The sequence below is a fragment of the Enterobacter sp. BIDMC 29 genome, from assembly GCF_019378755.1.
GTDB lineage: Bacteria > Pseudomonadota > Gammaproteobacteria > Enterobacterales > Enterobacteriaceae > Enterobacter > Enterobacter ludwigii.
The window spans coordinates 1,559,958-1,575,839 of sequence record NZ_CP080000.1 but is presented as its reverse complement, the minus strand read 5'-3'; the positions used below and the strand labels follow the sequence as shown (position 1 = coordinate 1,575,839).

At 54.4% G+C, this 15,882-nt stretch carries 16 protein-coding genes; 6 read left to right on the top strand and 10 right to left on the bottom strand.

Annotated features, from left to right (window positions below; all coding sequences use genetic code 11):
* The first annotated feature begins 1 nt into the window (after position 1).
* Positions 2-886 (top strand): formate dehydrogenase subunit beta, encoded by an 885-nt coding sequence (fdxH, locus tag JTA15_RS07000; RefSeq protein WP_219373041.1) that lies wholly within the window; start codon positions 2-4, stop codon positions 884-886.
* Positions 879-1,532, top strand: a complete 654-nt coding sequence (gene fdnI, locus JTA15_RS06995; RefSeq protein ID WP_108648216.1) for a formate dehydrogenase-N subunit gamma — start codon at positions 879-881, stop codon at positions 1,530-1,532. The genes fdxH and fdnI overlap by 8 nt, the downstream gene beginning before the upstream one ends.
* A 43-nt stretch (positions 1,533-1,575) precedes the next feature.
* Here the strand turns inward: fdnI and ppk2 are convergent, their stop codons facing one another.
* Positions 1,576-2,394 (bottom strand): polyphosphate kinase 2, encoded by an 819-nt coding sequence (gene ppk2 / locus JTA15_RS06990; RefSeq protein WP_108648217.1) that lies wholly within the window; start codon positions 2,392-2,394, stop codon positions 1,576-1,578.
* A 166-nt stretch (positions 2,395-2,560) separates the two neighbouring features.
* On the opposite strand from ppk2, the gene araJ reads away from it, so the two are divergent.
* Entirely contained in the window at positions 2,561-3,739 is a 1,179-nt protein-coding gene (araJ, locus tag JTA15_RS06985; RefSeq protein ID WP_219373040.1) for an MFS transporter AraJ, read from the top strand.
* A 30-nt stretch (positions 3,740-3,769) separates the two neighbouring features.
* Here araJ and JTA15_RS06980 read toward each other — a convergent pair whose 3' ends face one another.
* Positions 3,770-4,972, bottom strand: a complete 1,203-nt coding sequence (locus JTA15_RS06980) for an NAD(P)/FAD-dependent oxidoreductase (RefSeq protein WP_025204136.1) — start codon at positions 4,970-4,972, stop codon at positions 3,770-3,772.
* A 199-nt stretch (positions 4,973-5,171) separates the two neighbouring features.
* Here JTA15_RS06980 and JTA15_RS06975 point away from each other — a divergent pair, with 199 nt between their 5' ends.
* A complete protein-coding gene (locus JTA15_RS06975) occupies positions 5,172-5,678 on the top strand; it encodes an Rrf2 family transcriptional regulator (RefSeq protein WP_014170178.1) in 507 nt (168 codons plus the stop codon).
* Positions 5,679-5,721: 43 nt separating this feature from the next.
* On the opposite strand, the gene adhP is transcribed toward JTA15_RS06975, so the two are convergent.
* The 6 genes from adhP to JTA15_RS06945 form a co-directional block, all read right to left on the bottom strand.
* Complete coding sequence (gene adhP, locus JTA15_RS06970; RefSeq protein WP_020884077.1) at positions 5,722-6,732, bottom strand: alcohol dehydrogenase AdhP; 1,011 nt, start codon at positions 6,730-6,732, stop codon at positions 5,722-5,724.
* A gap of 204 nt (positions 6,733-6,936) precedes the next feature.
* Complete coding sequence (locus tag JTA15_RS06965) at positions 6,937-8,646, bottom strand: ABC-F family ATP-binding cassette domain-containing protein (RefSeq protein WP_219373039.1); 1,710 nt, start codon at positions 8,644-8,646, stop codon at positions 6,937-6,939.
* A 323-nt stretch (positions 8,647-8,969) separates the two neighbouring features.
* On the bottom strand, positions 8,970-10,667 hold the full coding sequence (locus tag JTA15_RS06960; RefSeq protein ID WP_020884079.1) for an NAD-dependent malic enzyme: 1,698 nt from the start codon (positions 10,665-10,667) through the stop codon (positions 8,970-8,972).
* 176 nt (positions 10,668-10,843) lie between these two features.
* Positions 10,844-10,981, bottom strand: coding sequence for a stationary-phase-induced ribosome-associated protein (gene sra, locus JTA15_RS06955; RefSeq protein WP_013096533.1), 138 nt, complete (start codon positions 10,979-10,981; stop codon positions 10,844-10,846).
* Positions 10,982-11,076: 95 nt separating this feature from the next.
* Positions 11,077-11,292 carry a biofilm-dependent modulation protein gene (gene bdm, locus JTA15_RS06950; RefSeq protein WP_020884080.1) on the bottom strand — a complete coding sequence of 72 codons (216 nt, stop codon included), beginning with the start codon at positions 11,290-11,292 and terminating at the stop codon, positions 11,077-11,079.
* Positions 11,293-11,523: 231 nt separating this feature from the next.
* Positions 11,524-12,375 carry a Vmh family MBL fold metallo-hydrolase gene (locus JTA15_RS06945; protein ID WP_025204138.1) on the bottom strand — a complete coding sequence of 284 codons (852 nt, stop codon included), beginning with the start codon at positions 12,373-12,375 and terminating at the stop codon, positions 11,524-11,526.
* 111 nt (positions 12,376-12,486) lie between these two features.
* Between JTA15_RS06945 and JTA15_RS06940 the strand changes: the two genes are divergently transcribed.
* Positions 12,487-13,362, top strand: a complete 876-nt coding sequence (locus JTA15_RS06940; RefSeq protein ID WP_020884082.1) for a LysR family transcriptional regulator — start codon at positions 12,487-12,489, stop codon at positions 13,360-13,362.
* A gap of 23 nt (positions 13,363-13,385) precedes the next feature.
* On the opposite strand, the gene JTA15_RS06935 is transcribed toward JTA15_RS06940, so the two are convergent.
* Entirely contained in the window at positions 13,386-14,345 is a 960-nt protein-coding gene (locus JTA15_RS06935) for a hypothetical protein (protein ID WP_219373038.1), read from the bottom strand.
* Between the two features lie 127 nt (positions 14,346-14,472).
* On the opposite strand from JTA15_RS06935, the gene JTA15_RS06930 reads away from it, so the two are divergent.
* On the top strand, positions 14,473-14,901 hold the full coding sequence (locus tag JTA15_RS06930) for an OsmC family protein (RefSeq protein ID WP_014170171.1): 429 nt from the start codon (positions 14,473-14,475) through the stop codon (positions 14,899-14,901).
* 23 nt (positions 14,902-14,924) lie between these two features.
* Here the strand turns inward: JTA15_RS06930 and JTA15_RS06925 are convergent, their stop codons facing one another.
* A complete protein-coding gene (locus JTA15_RS06925; protein WP_219373037.1) occupies positions 14,925-15,830 on the bottom strand; it encodes a LysR family transcriptional regulator in 906 nt (301 codons plus the stop codon).
* Positions 15,831-15,882 lie beyond the last annotated feature (52 nt).

The window sequence follows — 15,882 nt, the reverse complement described above, 5'->3', positions numbered from 1 at the left end:
CATGGCAATGGAAACACAGGACATTATTAAACGCTCCGCGACCAACTCTATCACCCCCGCGCCTCGTGCGCGGGATGATAAGGCAGAAGTCGCCAAGCTTATCGATGTCACTTCCTGCGTGGGATGTAAAGCCTGCCAGGTGGCCTGCTCGGAGTGGAACGATATCCGCGATGAAGTGGGACACTGCGTCGGGGTTTACGATAATCCGGCGGACCTGAGTGCCAAATCCTGGACGGTGATGCGTTTTAGCGATACCGATCAGAACGGCAAGCTGGAGTGGCTGATCCGTAAAGACGGTTGTATGCACTGCGAAGATCCGGGATGCCTGAAGGCCTGTCCGTCAGCCGGGGCCATCGTCCAGTACGCCAACGGAATTGTCGATTTCCAGCAGGATAACTGCATCGGTTGTGGCTACTGCATTGCGGGCTGTCCGTTTAATATTCCGCGCCTCAGTAAAGAGGATAACCGGGTCTACAAATGCACCCTGTGTGTCGATCGCGTGAGCGTCGGGCAGGAGCCTGCCTGCGTGAAAACCTGCCCGACCGGGGCTATCCACTTCGGGACAAAAAGAGAGATGCTGGAGGTAGCCCAGCAGCGCGTGGACAAACTGAAAGCGCGCGGTTACGCCAGTGCGGGCATTTATAACCCGCAGGGGGTGGGGGGAACGCACGTGATGTATGTTCTGCACCATAACGACCAGCCGGAGTTGTACCACAATCTGCCGAAAGATCCTGCGATCGATACCTCGATCAACCTGTGGAAAGGGGCGCTCAAACCGCTCTCTGCGGCGGGCTTTATCGCTACTTTCGCCGGGTTGATTTATCACTACATCGGTATCGGACCCAACAAAGAGGTGGATGACGATGAGGAGGAACCTCATGAGTAAGTCATGGATTGTGCGCACGAAGTTTGTCGACCGCGCCTGTCACTGGACGGTAGTGATCTGCTTCTTCCTGGTGGCGGTCTCGGGGATCTCCTTCTTCTTCCCGACGCTGCAGTGGCTGACGGAAACCTTCGGGACGCCACAGATGGGGCGTATCTTGCATCCGTTCTTCGGCGTGCTGATTTTCGTGGTGCTGATGTTTATGTTGGCGCGCTTCGTACATCACAATATTCCGGACAAGCATGACATTCCATGGCTGAAGGGGATTATTGAGGTTCTGAAGGGCAATGAGCATAAGGTTGCGAAGGTCGGCAAATACAACGCCGGGCAGAAGATGATGTTCTGGACCATCATGAGCATGATTTTTGTGCTGCTGGTCACCGGCGTCATTATCTGGCGGCCGTACTTTGCGCACTACTTCCCCATACAGGTGATTCGCTACGCGCTGCTTATTCACGCGACGTCAGCCATCATTCTGATCCACGCCATCCTGATCCACATGTATATGGCCTTCTGGGTCAAAGGGTCGATTAAAGGCATGATTGAAGGGAAAGTGAGCCGCCGCTGGGCGCAGAAACACCACCCGCGCTGGTACCGTGACGTTGAGCGGCTGGAAGCGAAACAGGACAGTACGAAAGGGATGCCGTAAGTCCCGCGCTCGCGGGTCAGCGAATGACCCGCGAACGCTTCAGTCAAAAACGCTCTTCAACATACCGGAACGGGTATTGGGTCGGCTTCACTTTACCAATCTTACGCTTCGGCAAACTCACCGCTTCGATGTGAATGGCTTTGTACGGGATTTGCGCCAGCAGGTGCGAAATAATGTTCAGGCGCACGCGTTTTTTATCTTCCGAACGGGCGACAAACCACGGCGCCCAGGCGGTGTCGGTGGCAGCAAACATCGCATCTCGCGCCACGGTATATTCATCCCACAAATTAAAAGACTTAATGTCCATTGGCGATAATTTCCAGGTCTTTCGCCCGTCGTTAATACGATCGCGCAGACGACGCTCCTGTTCTTTCGGCGTGACCTCCAGCCAGTATTTGAGCAGGATGATCCCGGCATCCACCATTGCTTTTTCCATCACCGGCGTGCCATCAAGAAACTTCTCGACCTGCTCCTGTGTGCAGAATCCCATCACCCGTTCAACGCCCGCGCGGTTGTACCAGCTGCGGTCAAAAATGACGATTTCGCCAGCGGCTGGCAGGTGGGGGACATAACGCTGGAAATAGAGCTGGGTCTTCTCTTTTTCCGTCGGCGCGGGGAGCGCAACAACCCGGAAGACGCGTGGGCTAACGCGTTCAGTGATGGCTTTAATGGTTCCGCCTTTACCGGCACCGTCGCGCCCTTCAAAGACAATACAGACCTTTAAACCCTTTGCGACGACCCACTGCTGGAGCTTAACCAATTCAACGTGGAGGCGACGAAGCTCTTTTTCATACTCTTTCGTTTTTAACGGCTCATGCTTTATGACATCAACTGCGACACTGGTTTTCTTCTTGCTTCCCATGATTGTCATCCTCAGGTTGTCCGGCGCGGGAAAAAGCGGGGCCGCACTATCAAGTGTAATCCACCTGAATTAATGGATTAACGTGTCAGCCAGCTGATTTGAACTGGCTCACCATACAAGATTGTTCAATAATGCCCGTCGCGCGTTGTTAACCAGTGGTTGTGGTATGAAAAAGACAATTTTTTCGTTGGCACTTGGCACGTTTGGCCTGGGAATGGCTGAATTTGGCATTATGGGCGTATTAACTGAACTGGCCCATGACACCGGAATTTCAATTCCCGCCGCCGGGAATATGATTTCGTTTTACGCCTTTGGTGTGGTGATTGGTGCCCCGATTGTGGCGTTGTTCTCAGGCAAGTTCTCGTTAAAATCCACGCTGTTGTTTCTGGTGGTGCTGTGTGCCGTCGGTAATGCAATTTTTACCTTTTCTACGTCGTATGCCTGGCTGGCGATAGGGCGGCTAATTTCCGGTTTTCCGCACGGCGCCATTTTTGGCGTCGGGGCGATTATTCTCTCGAGAATTGCGCCTCCGGGGAAGGTGACGGTCGCCGTGGCGGGCATGATAGCCGGCATGACGGTTGCCAATCTGGTGGGCGTACCGCTGGGCACCTGGCTGGGTCATGAATTCAGCTGGCGCTACACCTTTTTCCTGATTGCCCTGTTTGATGCTCTGGTGATCATCTCGGTACTGGTCTGGGTGCCGCACATCCATGATCGCTCCGAAATCAAATTGACCGCGCAATTTTCCTTTCTGAAAAAACCGGAGCCGTGGCTGATTTTTGCCGCCACCATGTTTGGCAATGCTGGTGTGTTTGCGTGGTTCAGCTTCGTCAAACCGTTTATGGTCAACGTCTCTGGCTTCTCCGAAGGCGTCATGACGGTCATCATGATGCTGATGGGGCTGGGTATGGTGTTAGGTAATCTCCTGAGCGGGAAATTATCGGGTCGCTTCAGTCCGCTGCGTATTGCCGCCACCACCGACATGGTCATTGTCGCGTCACTGCTGTTGCTATTCGCCTTTGGGGAACATAAAACGGCGTCGCTGGTGATGGGCTTTATCTGCTGTGTCGGGCTGTTTGCACTCTCTGCGCCGCTGCAAATTCTTCTCCTGCAAAATGCGAAGGGCGGTGAGATGCTGGGTGCCGCAGGCGGGCAGATGGCATTTAACCTCGGCAGTGCGATAGGGGCGTATTTTGGCGGGATGATGATCACGCTTGGCTTTAGCTGGAGCTATGTCACGCTGCCAGCGGCTGTGCTCTCTTTCTCAGCCATGAGTTCACTGCTGATCTACGCGCACCTTCGGGCCAGAAAGGCAGACGCCGGTTCGCTCGCTTCCGCACGTTGAACCGCGCCGGTAAGGCGCGGTAGAAGGGCATTAGACAAATTTCGCCAACGGATCGGCAGCGGCAAACGCCACGGCTTTGTCCGCTGCTGGCGGGTAGATAAGTTCATTGGTGATGGCGATTTTGATTTTCTTTGCGTCATCACGCACCGATTTGACGGCCTGGTCCCACCCTTCAGTGTAAACGGCACCCCAGGCACCCAGGTCCAGACAGGTCACGTAGTTAACCTGGCGGTAAGGATAAGGCGTGCGATTCAACAGGCTGGCTGCCGCGTTGTGGCCGGCAAATTTACCCAACTGGATCGCGTGCTGGCAGGTCATTAGCGCCGTGTTCCCCATCTCGTCCGTTCTGGCGTAGGCCATATCTCCCGTCGCGTACACGTCCGGATGAGCCGGAACCTGCAGCGTTTCTGTCACTTTCAGACGCCCCTGGTTATCGCGTTCGCCGTTAATCTGTTGTCCAAGCGGGTTTGCTTCAACGCCTGCCGTCCAGACTACGGTTGCAGCGGGGATACGTTCGCCGTTTTTCAGCGTTACGCCGTTCGCATCGATGGCCTCAATTTCACTGTTCAGACGCCACTCAATCCCCAGTTCCTGGCTCGCGTCTTCAATGGTGTTACGCAATGCTTCACTGTATCGTCCGCCAATGACATGACCCCTTTCAACTACGATAACTCTTGTCGCTGTATCATCACCGAAGCGAGCGCGCAGTCGGGCAGGAAGCTCGGTTGCCAGTTCAATGCCGGTAAAACCGCCGCCACAGACAACCACGGTATTGCGCGCAGCGGTGGAAGGGCGCGAGACCAGGGAGTCAAGATGCTGCTCAAAGGTCTGTGCGGATTCAAGCTGATCGATATCAAAGGCGTACTCAGCCAGCCCGGCAATCGGTGGACGCTTGCTCTGACTGCCGGTGGCCAGCACTAACCGCTCGTAACTCACTGCGGCAGTTACGCCATTCGCATCACGATAGGAAACACTTTTCCCTTTTATATCAATGAATTCTGCTTTGCCGGCGATAAAATCAATACCCAGTTCAGCGAACAGTCCGGTCAGCGGCGAGACCAGCGACGTCACGTTCTCTTCATAGAAGCGCGGGCGAACACGCAACTCGGGGGCGGGTGCCAGCACGGCGATCTTCAGGCTGTTATTGCCCTCCAGCGCATTCAGACGCGCGGCACTGACTGCAGCCCACATGCCGGAAAAACCACTGCCCACAATTAAAATCTGCTTCTTCATCTTCGATCCTTTTGATCATCACGCTGTATACCTGACATAACTACAACTATACTTGTCGCAGTTAACTGCGACAACTTCTTTCTGAGTTAAATTTTAATGCTGCATAAAATCAGCATGTTAATGAAAAAGGGGAGGGTAGTTGTGATTGTGGGCAATAACGCCGTTATAATGACCCAGATAAATAACTTCGGAGTTAACCATGGCGTTTTACAGTTCCGGTGTGGAATACGGCATTCACAGCCTGATGTGCATGGTGGATGCAAAAGGCAATGAGCGTGAGATGAGCGTCCGGGAAATGGCCGCCCTGCAGGGTGTGCCGTATGATTACCTGGGAAAAATCTTCACCCGTTTGTCACGTGCCGGGCTGGTGAGCAGCACGGAAGGTAAGGGCGGCGGGTTTAAACTGGCGCGCCCGGCGGAGTTGATCACCGTACTGGATGTGGCGCACGCCATTGACGGTGAGAAGAACATGTTTGAGTGTCGCGAGGTGCGTCAGCGGCTGGCGGTGTTTAATGAAACGCCTCCTGCCTGGGTGTGCAATGGCCCGTGTGGCGTACGTTCGGTCATGGATAGCGCACAGCAACGCATGGAAGAGGAGTTAGCGCGACATACCATTCTCGATCTGGCGCGCAAGATGTACCGCAAAGCGCCGGATACCTTTCAGATTGAGGTTCAGGAGTGGATTTCTGACCGGCGATCGTCGTAGTGAAATGCCGGGTAAGGCAAAACCGCCCCCCGGCAACCGGCGATTAAGAGCGTAAATCAATCACCATACGACCGCGGATTTGACCCTGCTCCATCTCTTTAAAGATGGCATTGATATCTTCCAGCGGACGCATTGTCACTTTTGGCACCACTTTGCCCTCTGCTGCAAACTGGAATGCCTCCATCAGGTCCTGACGGGTTCCCACCAGCGATCCGACGACCTGAATGCCGTCCAGGACCAGGCGCGGAATATCCAGGCTCATCGCTTCCGGCGGCAGGCCAACGGCGACCACGCGGCCACCGGCACGCACGGCATCCACCGCTGAGTTGAAGGCTGCTTTTGCCACGGCAGTTACCACCGCAGCATGTGCGCCTCCGGTTTTCTCCTGAACAATTTTCGCTGCATCTTCGCTGCGAGAGTTAATGGTTAAATCTGCCCCCATGCTGGCGGCCAGTTTCAGCTGTTCATCGTTCACATCAATGGCGATGACCTTGGCGTTGAACACGTTTTTAGCGTACTGCAACGCAAGGTTACCCAGACCACCAAGGCCGTAAATCGCAATCCACTGGCCCGGCTTAATGTGGGACACTTTTACCGCTTTGTAGGTGGTGACCCCCGCGCAGGTGATGCTGCTCGCCGCTGCGGAATCCAGACCGTCCGGCACTTTTACCGCATAATCGGCGGTCACGATGCACTCTTCAGCCATCCCACCGTCAACGGAATAACCCGCGTTTTTCACATCCCGGCACAGGGTTTCGTTGCCGGTATTACAGTATTCGCAGTGTCCACAGCCTTCAAAAAACCATGCCACGCTCGCACGGTCGCCAATTTTCAGCGAGTTGACGCCTGGGCCAATCTCTTTAACGATCCCTATTCCTTCGTGACCCAGGATCACCCCGGTCTTATCGCCGAAATCACCGTTCTTCACGTGAAGATCGGTATGACATACGCCGCAGCATTCCATCTTCAGCAGGGCTTCACCATGCTTAAGCGGACGTAATGATTTTTCGGTGACATTGACCTGATGATCCTGAGTGACAACAGCAGCCTTCATATGTTTCTCCTTGTTCATGATGAGATTCTGCATAGCAGGTGTACTACTTCTTAAGGATTAATACTTAGGCGCGTTAATGCAAGGTGGCAGCAACATAATGTCATCATTTGATTCGATTTTGGATTAAGAATACAGCGATCCTCTAATAATCAGGGGGGCGTTCAGGGGCAGAGCGGCCCGGCGAGACGCTCGCCGGGCGCGGACTTACAGTTTTGCTTCTATCGCCTCAATCTCCTGGCGCCATTGCGCCTGCAACTGCGGCTTCTGGTGCTTCGGTTTGCGGGCCAGGTCTTCCTCCAGCAATGTCTCCAGCGCGATCAGCCGTTCAAGCAGGTCGTCAAACTGCGAAGGGCGATCGTGCTGTTGTTTCGGTGAACACGGCGATGTTATCAGGCCTGCACTTTCACGCAGCCGTTCAAAGACCGCTTCGGCGTCATGCCATTCACTCAACCTGCCGTCCTCAATCAGCCAGAAACGGTTGCAGCTTTGGCTGATTAATTGACGGTCATGGCTGACCAGCAGCACGCCACCTTCAAATTGCTGCAGGGTTTCTGTCAGCGCCTCTTTGCCTTCCATGTCCAGATGGTTGGTCGGTTCATCCAGCATCAGCAGGCTATAGCGCGCTAACGTCAGGCCAACAAACAGCAGGCGAGAGCGTTCTCCACCGCTGAGCGTACTGACTTTCTGACCGTGACGTGGCCACGCAAAGCCGGCACCGATCAGGGCCATCTTGCGATTCTGCGGATCGGGGGCAAACGGCTCCAGTGCGTCAAACAGCGATGCATCGTCCGGGAGCTGGTTCAGCGTCTGGTCATAATAGCCAGGCGATACGCGTGGATGGAGTTTCAGCCCATCGTCAGCCTGCTCGCCGCGAAAATGCCGCCAGATCAGCTTCATCAGGGATGATTTACCGCAGCCGTTACGTCCAACGATGGCCACGCGGTCGCCGCTTTTGATACGCGCGATGTCAATATTAAACAGCGCAGGCAGTCCGGGCGCCGGCGGCACCGCGAGGTTTTCAAGCTCCAGCAGACGGTCGGCCCGCAGCGCGTCGCCGCGCAGGGTTAATGTCCACTGACTTCCCGCCGTGACCTCCGTCTGACTCTCTTTCAGCCGTTCAACCTGCTTTTCCATCTGTTTCGCTTTGCGGGCCAGGTCTTCGTTGTCGTAGACTTTGCCCCAGGTCGCCAGTCTTTTTGCGCTGGCCGCGACGCGGTCGATCTCCTTTTGTTCTGCCTTGTGGCGCTGCGCATCACTTTCGTCTTTCGCATCCAGCGCTTTGCGTGCGGCGGTGCAGGGAAGGGCAAAGTAATGCAGCATCTTATCGCGCAGGATCCAACTGCCGTTGGTCACGGCATCCAGCAGCTGCCTGTCATGTGAAACCAGCACAAAGCTGCCTGACCAGGCCTGTAAAAATTGCTCCAGCCAGAGCATGGTGGGTAAATCGAGGTGGTTACTCGGTTCATCCAGCAGCAGCAGGTCCGGCGCATTAATCAAAGCCCGCGCCAGCAGCAGACGCGTATGTTGCCCGCCGCTCAACGTTGCCGAGGTTAATGTCCAGTCCTGCGGCGTAAAGCCCATACTCGCCAGCAGCGTTTCCGCTTTCCAGCGCAGGCTCTCGCGTTCAGCCGCAGGCAGTTGTGCCAGCACGGCATCCAGCATGCTCAGGGGATAAATCCCGTCCGGGAGATGTTGTTCTACGCGCGCCATGATGCAGTGTCCGGCCAGCGCGACCGTTCCGGCGGCAGGCGTGTCCGTACCGTCCAGCACCTTCAGCAGCGTACTTTTACCGCAGCCGTTGTCGCCCAGCAGACCGATGCGATCGCCTTTTTTCAGCGTAAAGGAGAGAGAGTCGAAGAGCGTACCAAACGCCGTATCAACACGTAGAGATTGTGCAGTGAGTAAAGTGCTCATTGTTGCTTACCCAAGAGTTACAGGCATGTTTATGCCTCGTCAAACATCGCTGACGATAACTCAGTAAGCCCGAGAGAAGGGATTTCAGGGGTTGGTGTCTTCGCTCAAGCAGAAGTTATCGCAGCACGATACCGATAACGCTTGAGCTGGTGCGATCACCAAATGTATGTGAAACATTGAAAATTTCACAGTACAGCATAATTGGCCTCCTTATATATTCAGTAGGTTAATGGATGAAGGCAGTGTAGCGGGGATTTTACGGCCCGGCAAGCGCGGGCAGAATGGCAGGCCGGGAGGCATGATTGCCTGACCCGGCCTGTTCTTTAGATAGACGTTCTGCGATAGCTGCGGTATTCCGGCATCCAGAAGTTGTCGTCAATGGCCTGCTGCAGCGCATCGGCGGAGGTTTTCACCGCCACACCTTGCTGCTGTGCCATTTTTCCTACTGCGAAAGCGATCGCGCGGGACACCTTATGAATGTCTTTCAGCTCTGGTAACACCAGGCCTTCACCGTTATTCACCAGCGGTGAGTGTTTCGCCAGGGTTTCGCTGGCGGACATCAGCATTTCGTCGGTAATGCGCGAAGCACCGGACGCGATAACCCCCAGACCAATCCCCGGGAAGATGTAGGAGTTGTTGCACTGCGCGATCGGATAGGTTTTATCCTTCCACACCACCGGGTCGAACGGACTGCCGGTTGCCACCAGTGCGTTACCTTCGGTCCAGGCGATGATGTCCTGCGGCGTTGCTTCTACACGGGAAGTCGGGTTAGAGAGCGGCATCACGATAGGGCGTTCACAGTGCTTGTGCATTTCGCGAATAATCTCTTCGGTGAAGAGGCCGGTTTGCCCGGAAACGCCGATAAGAATGTCCGGCTTCACGTTGCGCACCACGTCCAGCAGGGAGAGCACCTCGTTGTCGGTATCCCAGTTTTTCAGGTTCTCGCGTTTCTGAACCAGTCGGGTCTGGAACGGCAGCAGGTTAGGCATACCGTCGGTCAGCAGGCCGAAACGGTCAACCATATAGACGCGGGAACGGGCCAGTTCTTCACTCAAGCCCTCGCGCTGCGTCTGAGCAATAATCTGCTCGGCAATACCGCAGCCCGCAGAGCCTGCGCCCAGGAAGACGATTTTCTGGTAGCTCAACTGGCTGCCTGCCGCACGGCTGGCGGCGATCAGCGTCCCAACGGTCACGGCGGCGGTGCCCTGAATGTCGTCGTTGAATGAACAGATGTCATCGCGGTAGCGGTTCAGCAGCGGCATGGCGTTTTTCTGCGCAAAGTCTTCAAACTGCAGCAGCACGTTCGGCCAGCGTGCCTTAACGGCCTGGATAAAATCATCAACAAACTGATAATACTCATCGTCGGTAATGCGCGGATGACGCCAGCCCATGTACAGCGGATCGTTGAGCAGCTGCTGGTTGTTGGTACCCACATCCAGCACTACCGGCAGGGTGTACGCCGGGCTGATACCCCCACAGGCGGTGTACAGCGAGAGCTTACCAATTGGGATCCCCATTCCGCCAATGCCCTGATCCCCGAGGCCGAGAATACGTTCCCCGTCAGTCACAACAATGACCTTGATGTTGTGGTTCGGCACGTTCTGCAGAATATCGTCCATATTGTGACGGTTCTGATAAGAGATGAATACGCCGCGGGAGCGACGGTAGATCTCAGAGAAACGTTCACAGGCCGCACCCACCGTTGGGGTGTAGATCACCGGCATCATCTCTTCGAGGTGGTTCTGAACCAGGCGATAGAAGAGGGTTTCATTGGTGTCCTGAATGTTACGCAGGTAGATGTGCTTATCGATTTCAGTCTTGAAACCCTGATACTGGATCCACGCACGTTCAGCCTGTTCTTCAATGGTTTCCACCACTTCGGGCAGCAGACCAAGCAGGTTGAAGCTGCTGCGCTCTTCCATGCTGAAGGCGCTACCTTTGTTGAGCAGGGGGAATTCCAGTAAAACCGGACCGGCATAAGGGATATATAAGGAACGATGTTTTTTCAGTTTGTTGTCCATGTCACTCACTCTTTTTTTGAAGATCCGTCCCTGACACTGCTGTTTGTCATCTTTCTGGCCTGTGCGGTGGGGTGCGGTCAGGCGGTATTATAAAGGAGCTAAATGTTAATTACCGCAACACATAAACAAAAACACCATCGGTTTTGCCGATGGTGTTCAGGATCTCTTACTGGAACTTACTTGCCAGCGTGGCGTTTTCTGCCGGTGGCATGGGTGACTTGCGTTTCACTGTCGCCCTCAATCACCACTTTACGTTGGTTAGAAAGCTTGTAGTTCAGTCCCAGAATATGGCGTGCCTGACGGTTCGATTTCATCTTTACTCCTCAATCCTGTTGATAGTTTTAAGGACAAGTTTGCTTACGCAAACGAAATGTAACCCCTTAGGTTGCAGATCCAGCTTAGCAGGTTTTTACAAAGAGGCATTCTGTCCACTGACCACGTAGTTAATGGTCTGTTGGTAGATGTCACTGAGGATGTCATTGTCTGTGGATTCCACCCATTTGGTCAGTTCCATCAAAATGTCATCTTCAGTCACAGCACCGTGTTCGGCGTGAAGACCCTGTGCGATCGCGTTAACGAGTTCAGGTTGTGCTGCTGCAGTATTTGCCGGGTAATAAGTAAACATGCTGCCTCCGTGTCGTTGTCTGTGTAATGGTACGGCTCGCAAAAAATGTAATTCACAAACAGAATGGCAAATATTTTCCTTGCTGTGTCTAAGATTCATCTTAGAAATAAAAATGACATAAGTGCATGCTTTTAGACACTTTTAGAAATGGAGAAATAATGACAGGGGACGAGGGGGGATATTTTGATGCCGCTCCTGCTATCCGAGAAAATAGCAGGAGCAGAGATTAATTTACCATTTCATTTCGCCGGTATTCACTTTCGCACTTAATTCCAGCGAGCTCTCTTCGGCCAGGCCCGGATACGCTTTTTTCATGGCGCTAATTACGCCAGCAGAATCTTTGTGATTAGCCAGCGTCTGCTCGAACCGCTGCAGATATTCACGGGTAAAATCGATAGCGCCGGTACCTGACGGTGGCGTCCCCAGATAGTGACCCGGGATCACGCGCTCCGGTTTGTGCGCCGCCATGTTTTCCAGCGTGTCCTGCCACTGCTGGCGACGTGCGCGGGTCTGGGTATCGGCCGTCCACAGATGGATGCCCCATGAAACGCCCGTGCCGCCAAGAATCGTCTTCGCTGATGGGATCCAGACATAGGCCGCGTAGCTGTCTGGCTGTTCAATATCGATTTTCTCACCATCAACCATAAACGTGGTGGAGGTCAGCACCTGGGGAACGATCAGCGTAGTTGGCGCGCCGTCTTTCATCTGTGGGCCCCAGAAGGCCAGCTTGGCATCTTTGGTGGCCTTGATATGGTCAACCACCTGCTGAGTCGCCACGACTTTCGCATTCGGGAACGCTTTAACCAGCGGCTGCAGACCAAAGTAGAAGTCCGGATCGCCGGAGGTGATCACAATCTTGTTCAGGGTTTTACCGCTGCGGCGAATTTTCTCCACCAGTGCTTCACCGTCTTTCACGCTGAACTGCGCGTCAAACAGGACGGCCTCTTTCGGGCCGGACACCAGCGTCGACGAGACCGCAAAAATGCCTTTCTCCTGCGGGTTCCAGGTATCAATGGTCAACGGTGCGGCAAAGACCGCCGGCGTGAAGAGGGTGCATAGCAGTGCAAGGCGAGTGAGCTTCATCATCATGTCTCTTTTTATCAGGAAAGACCCTATTGTACCGAACTCTACATTTGCCAGAATTCCTGAAACAAGACATGCTTAGTTTCATAAATCGAGCAAATGGAGCGTTATATGGATCGCGTTATTGCCGCACAGGTCTATAACCGGATTTGCGAGCTGGGAAGTTTGAGTGCCGCAGCCCGTGCGCTGGGCATTTCCCGGCCCATGGTAAGCCGTTATCTTGAGCAGATGGAGAAGTGGGCGGGGACCCGGCTGGTGAACCGCTCAACGCGCAAGCTGACGCTGACCGCAGCAGGGGAAAAGGTACTGCAGAAAACGCGTACCCTTTCGCAACTGTCGCAGGAGATTGAAGGCCAGTCGGAGAAAGATTTACCTTCCGGCACCTTACGGGTAGCCTGCGCGCACTTTACCGCCATGCACATGATTGCGCCGGTACTGCCCGGGCTGCTGGCGCGTTATCCGCAGCTCAGAATTGAACTGGATGTGAATAACCATCCCGTGAGTCTGGTGGGCGAGCGTATTGACGTAGCCGTGCGAATTACCGATAACCCGGAGCCGGGGATGATTGCCCGCAGGCTGGGCGAGTGCCGTTCGGTGCTTTGCGCCTCGCCGGACTATCTTGCGCAGCACGGCACGCCCGTGACGCCTGAGGATTTGGCGCAGCACAATTGTCTGCATTACAGCTTCTTTGCGGGTCAGTCGTGGCATTTTGTGACGCTGGAAGGCGAAAGCGTGAGCGTCGCGGTGAGCGGCAATCTTAGCGCCAGCATCTCGTCGTTGTTGATGGACGCGGCGGTTAAACATTGCGGTATTGCAATGCTGCCCGAGCACGAAGCGCAAGGGGCGCTCGAGCAAGGGCTGCTGGTCCCGGTGCTCACAGACTTAGTGCCTAAGCCGCTCGCCATTCACGGGATTTACCAGTCGCGGGAATATCAGCCTGCGGCCCTGCGCGTCTTTCTTGATGAAATTGCAGGGCATCTGAACTGATGCCCGCGCAGTGAGCCTGTGGCTTATTTCGTCGTCAGCCAGGGCGACGTCGTGCTCCAGAAAATAATATCTGCGCCGAGATACGCTTCTGCGAACTGAACAAATTCATCTTTGGTGAAGGGCTTGCCGGTAGCCGGGTTTCGGTAGGTGAGCGTGGGCTCCTGAACGGCCATGGCGACCAGCGGCAGTTTGTTTTTATACTGGTTAAAGAACGGATAGGCGTTTTTCATTTGCGCCTTGCGGTTGGGAACAATATCCGGTCCGCCAAGCCCGATATTATGGGCACTGGCGTATTCAAACAGCCGCCCCATGTAATTATGGTCATTGTTCCATTCACACGGCCAGAAGTTCACATATTGTACGACATGGGATTGCGTGAAAACCTTTCGCGCAAAGGCGAGGTTTTCCATTTCTCCGGCAAAATAGTTGTCGCACGAAAATCCTGTCGGCGGCTTTTTCTCATCAAGGTCAATGGCGGTTTCCGGTAAGTTCACACCGTAAACCTGGCCATCAAAACGCTTCGCCAGGGCTGCCAGTAAGGCCTGATACCGTTCACGCACGGCAGGATCCCACTGCCGGGCTACCCAGCCTGAACCTGTTGGTTTCCCTTCACCAGGATTGTCAAACTGCGGAGAAATACCGCCGCTGTACTTTGTGTCTGCCATCAGATAATCAGGGACATACCGGGCATCTTTTTCGAAGAAGCGATCCTGAATTTGAACAAACAGCTTTTTATCGCTGGCCTTCAGGCGCGCCAGGTCTCGTTCTATGGATGAGAAGTCATATCTGTTTTTCTCAGGCTCCAGTGCACGCCAGTTATAAACGATCTGCGCGCCACCGATATCACGACGGGCGATAAGCGCGGCGGCGGCATCAAGGTCGCCCGAGCTGGTATAGATAAAATTCTCCGGCGTGCTGGCAAAGAGGGGGAGCGTCACGGCGAGCGTGGTCAGTGCCACGACAAGCCTGGTGTTTAGCATCATAGGCCTTTCCCTTTTGATGGTTCGAAGTGATGTATCGCATCAACGCCAACCAGAATACTCTGTGTTCCAGGACGCGTCAGATCTCTGGTCTATACTTAACCCTTTGTAAGCCAAAAGGAGAGCAAGAATGACAATTCATAAGCACGGTTCAGCACACTGGTCTGGCGATATTAAACGCGGAAAAGGAACTGTTTCTACCGAGAGCGGCGTTCTCAATCAACAGCCTTACGGCTTCAACACCCGTTTTGAAGGCGAAAAAGGGACCAACCCGGAAGAACTGATTGGTGCCGCACACGCAGCCTGTTTTTCGATGGCACTGTCGCTGATGCTGGGTGAAGCAGGCTACACCGCCGATTCCATTGATACCACCGCCGACGTGTCACTGGATAAAAAAGAGGGCGGTTTCGCCATTACGAAGGTCGCACTGCAGAGCAAGGTTACTGTCCCTGGCATTGACCCTCAGCAGTTCGATGGCGTTATTCAAAAAGCGAAAGCCGGCTGCCCGGTTTCCCAGCTGTTGAACGCGGAAATCACGCTGGATTACACGCTCAATTAAACCTCAGCCGGGTTAACACCCGGCTATCCCTTCAGCGCGGCAGGAAACACTTCTGCCAGCCAGGCGATAAACACTCTCAGTCGATGTGTCAGATGCCGGTTCTGCGGATAAACCACATGAAACGGATAAGCGTCAGGTCGCCAGTTGCTAAGAATTTCAGTTAACGTCCCCGCCTGTAAATGCCTTTTTGCCGAATACTGAAACGTCTGAATAATGCCTAAACCTGCCACCGCCGCCGCCAGATGAGCGTTGCTTTCATTGACCCCAAGGAAGTGCGGAATACTTATCTCCAGCTTTTCTCCCTTTTCCCTGAAGCGAAACGGAAAGGCCCGACCGGTGACGGGAGAAAGGTAGCTAATCAGCTTATGGCCATTGCACAGTTCCCGCGGATAGGCCGGTACGCCATGATGTTTTAAATAATCGGACGTCGCGCAGGTGACCATTTCGGCGTTGCCCAGATGGCGGGCAATAAGGGAGGAGTCGTCCAGAGGGCCGCCGCGGATCACGCAGTCAACGTTACCGCTGATCAAATCCACGGGCCGGTCTGCCACGCCAAGGTCGATGCGTATTTCCGGGTAACGTTGCATAAAATCCGGGAGCAGGGGGATCAGCACGTCGCGCGCGGTTGAACCGCCCACATCCACGCGCAGATGGCCTTTCGGCGTCGCGCGAGAAACGCGAAACGAGGTATCGATATCTTCAATATCAATCAGCACCCTGAGCGCTTTTTCATAGTACCCGGCACCCTCCGGTGTGGTGACTACCCGTCGTGTCGTGCGATGTAAAAGCCGGATCTCCAGGTGTGCTTCGAGCGATTTCACCAGCTTGCTCAGGGTGGCGATAGGCATATTCAGAGAATCAGCCGCACGGGTAAAACTTCCGGTTTCCACCACCCGCGTAAATGCGCGCATTGCCATGAGCTGGTCCATTCGTACTCCGGATTATTTCCACCTGTGAATAGTGATTTTCATTTTTGCCCGT

Bases quoted from the DNA above. Each gene is read 5' to 3' on its own strand.
- araJ (WP_219373040.1), top strand. From the start codon at position 2,561: ATGAAAAAGACAATTTTTTCGTTGGCACTTGGCACGTTTGGCCTGGGA.
- sra (WP_013096533.1), bottom strand. From the start codon at position 10,981: ATGAAATCGAACCGTCAGGCACGCCATATTCTGGGACTGAACTACAAG.
- JTA15_RS06930 (WP_014170171.1), top strand. From the start codon at position 14,473: ATGACAATTCATAAGCACGGTTCAGCACACTGGTCTGGCGATATTAAA.
- bdm (WP_020884080.1), bottom strand. From the start codon at position 11,292: ATGTTTACTTATTACCCGGCAAATACTGCAGCAGCACAACCTGAACTC.
- adhP (WP_020884077.1), bottom strand. From the start codon at position 6,732: ATGAAGGCTGCTGTTGTCACTCAGGATCATCAGGTCAATGTCACCGAA.
- JTA15_RS06980 (WP_025204136.1), bottom strand. From the start codon at position 4,972: ATGAAGAAGCAGATTTTAATTGTGGGCAGTGGTTTTTCCGGCATGTGG.
- ppk2 (WP_108648217.1), bottom strand. From the start codon at position 2,394: ATGGGAAGCAAGAAGAAAACCAGTGTCGCAGTTGATGTCATAAAGCAT.
- JTA15_RS06965 (WP_219373039.1), bottom strand. From the start codon at position 8,646: ATGAGCACTTTACTCACTGCACAATCTCTACGTGTTGATACGGCGTTT.
- JTA15_RS06960 (WP_020884079.1), bottom strand. From the start codon at position 10,667: ATGGACAACAAACTGAAAAAACATCGTTCCTTATATATCCCTTATGCC.
- JTA15_RS06925 (WP_219373037.1), bottom strand. From the start codon at position 15,830: ATGGACCAGCTCATGGCAATGCGCGCATTTACGCGGGTGGTGGAAACC.
- fdxH (WP_219373041.1), top strand. From the start codon at position 2: ATGGCAATGGAAACACAGGACATTATTAAACGCTCCGCGACCAACTCT.
- JTA15_RS06975 (WP_014170178.1), top strand. From the start codon at position 5,172: ATGGCGTTTTACAGTTCCGGTGTGGAATACGGCATTCACAGCCTGATG.
- JTA15_RS06945 (WP_025204138.1), bottom strand. From the start codon at position 12,375: ATGAAGCTCACTCGCCTTGCACTGCTATGCACCCTCTTCACGCCGGCG.
- JTA15_RS06940 (WP_020884082.1), top strand. From the start codon at position 12,487: ATGGATCGCGTTATTGCCGCACAGGTCTATAACCGGATTTGCGAGCTG.
- fdnI (WP_108648216.1), top strand. From the start codon at position 879: ATGAGTAAGTCATGGATTGTGCGCACGAAGTTTGTCGACCGCGCCTGT.
- JTA15_RS06935 (WP_219373038.1), bottom strand. From the start codon at position 14,345: ATGATGCTAAACACCAGGCTTGTCGTGGCACTGACCACGCTCGCCGTG.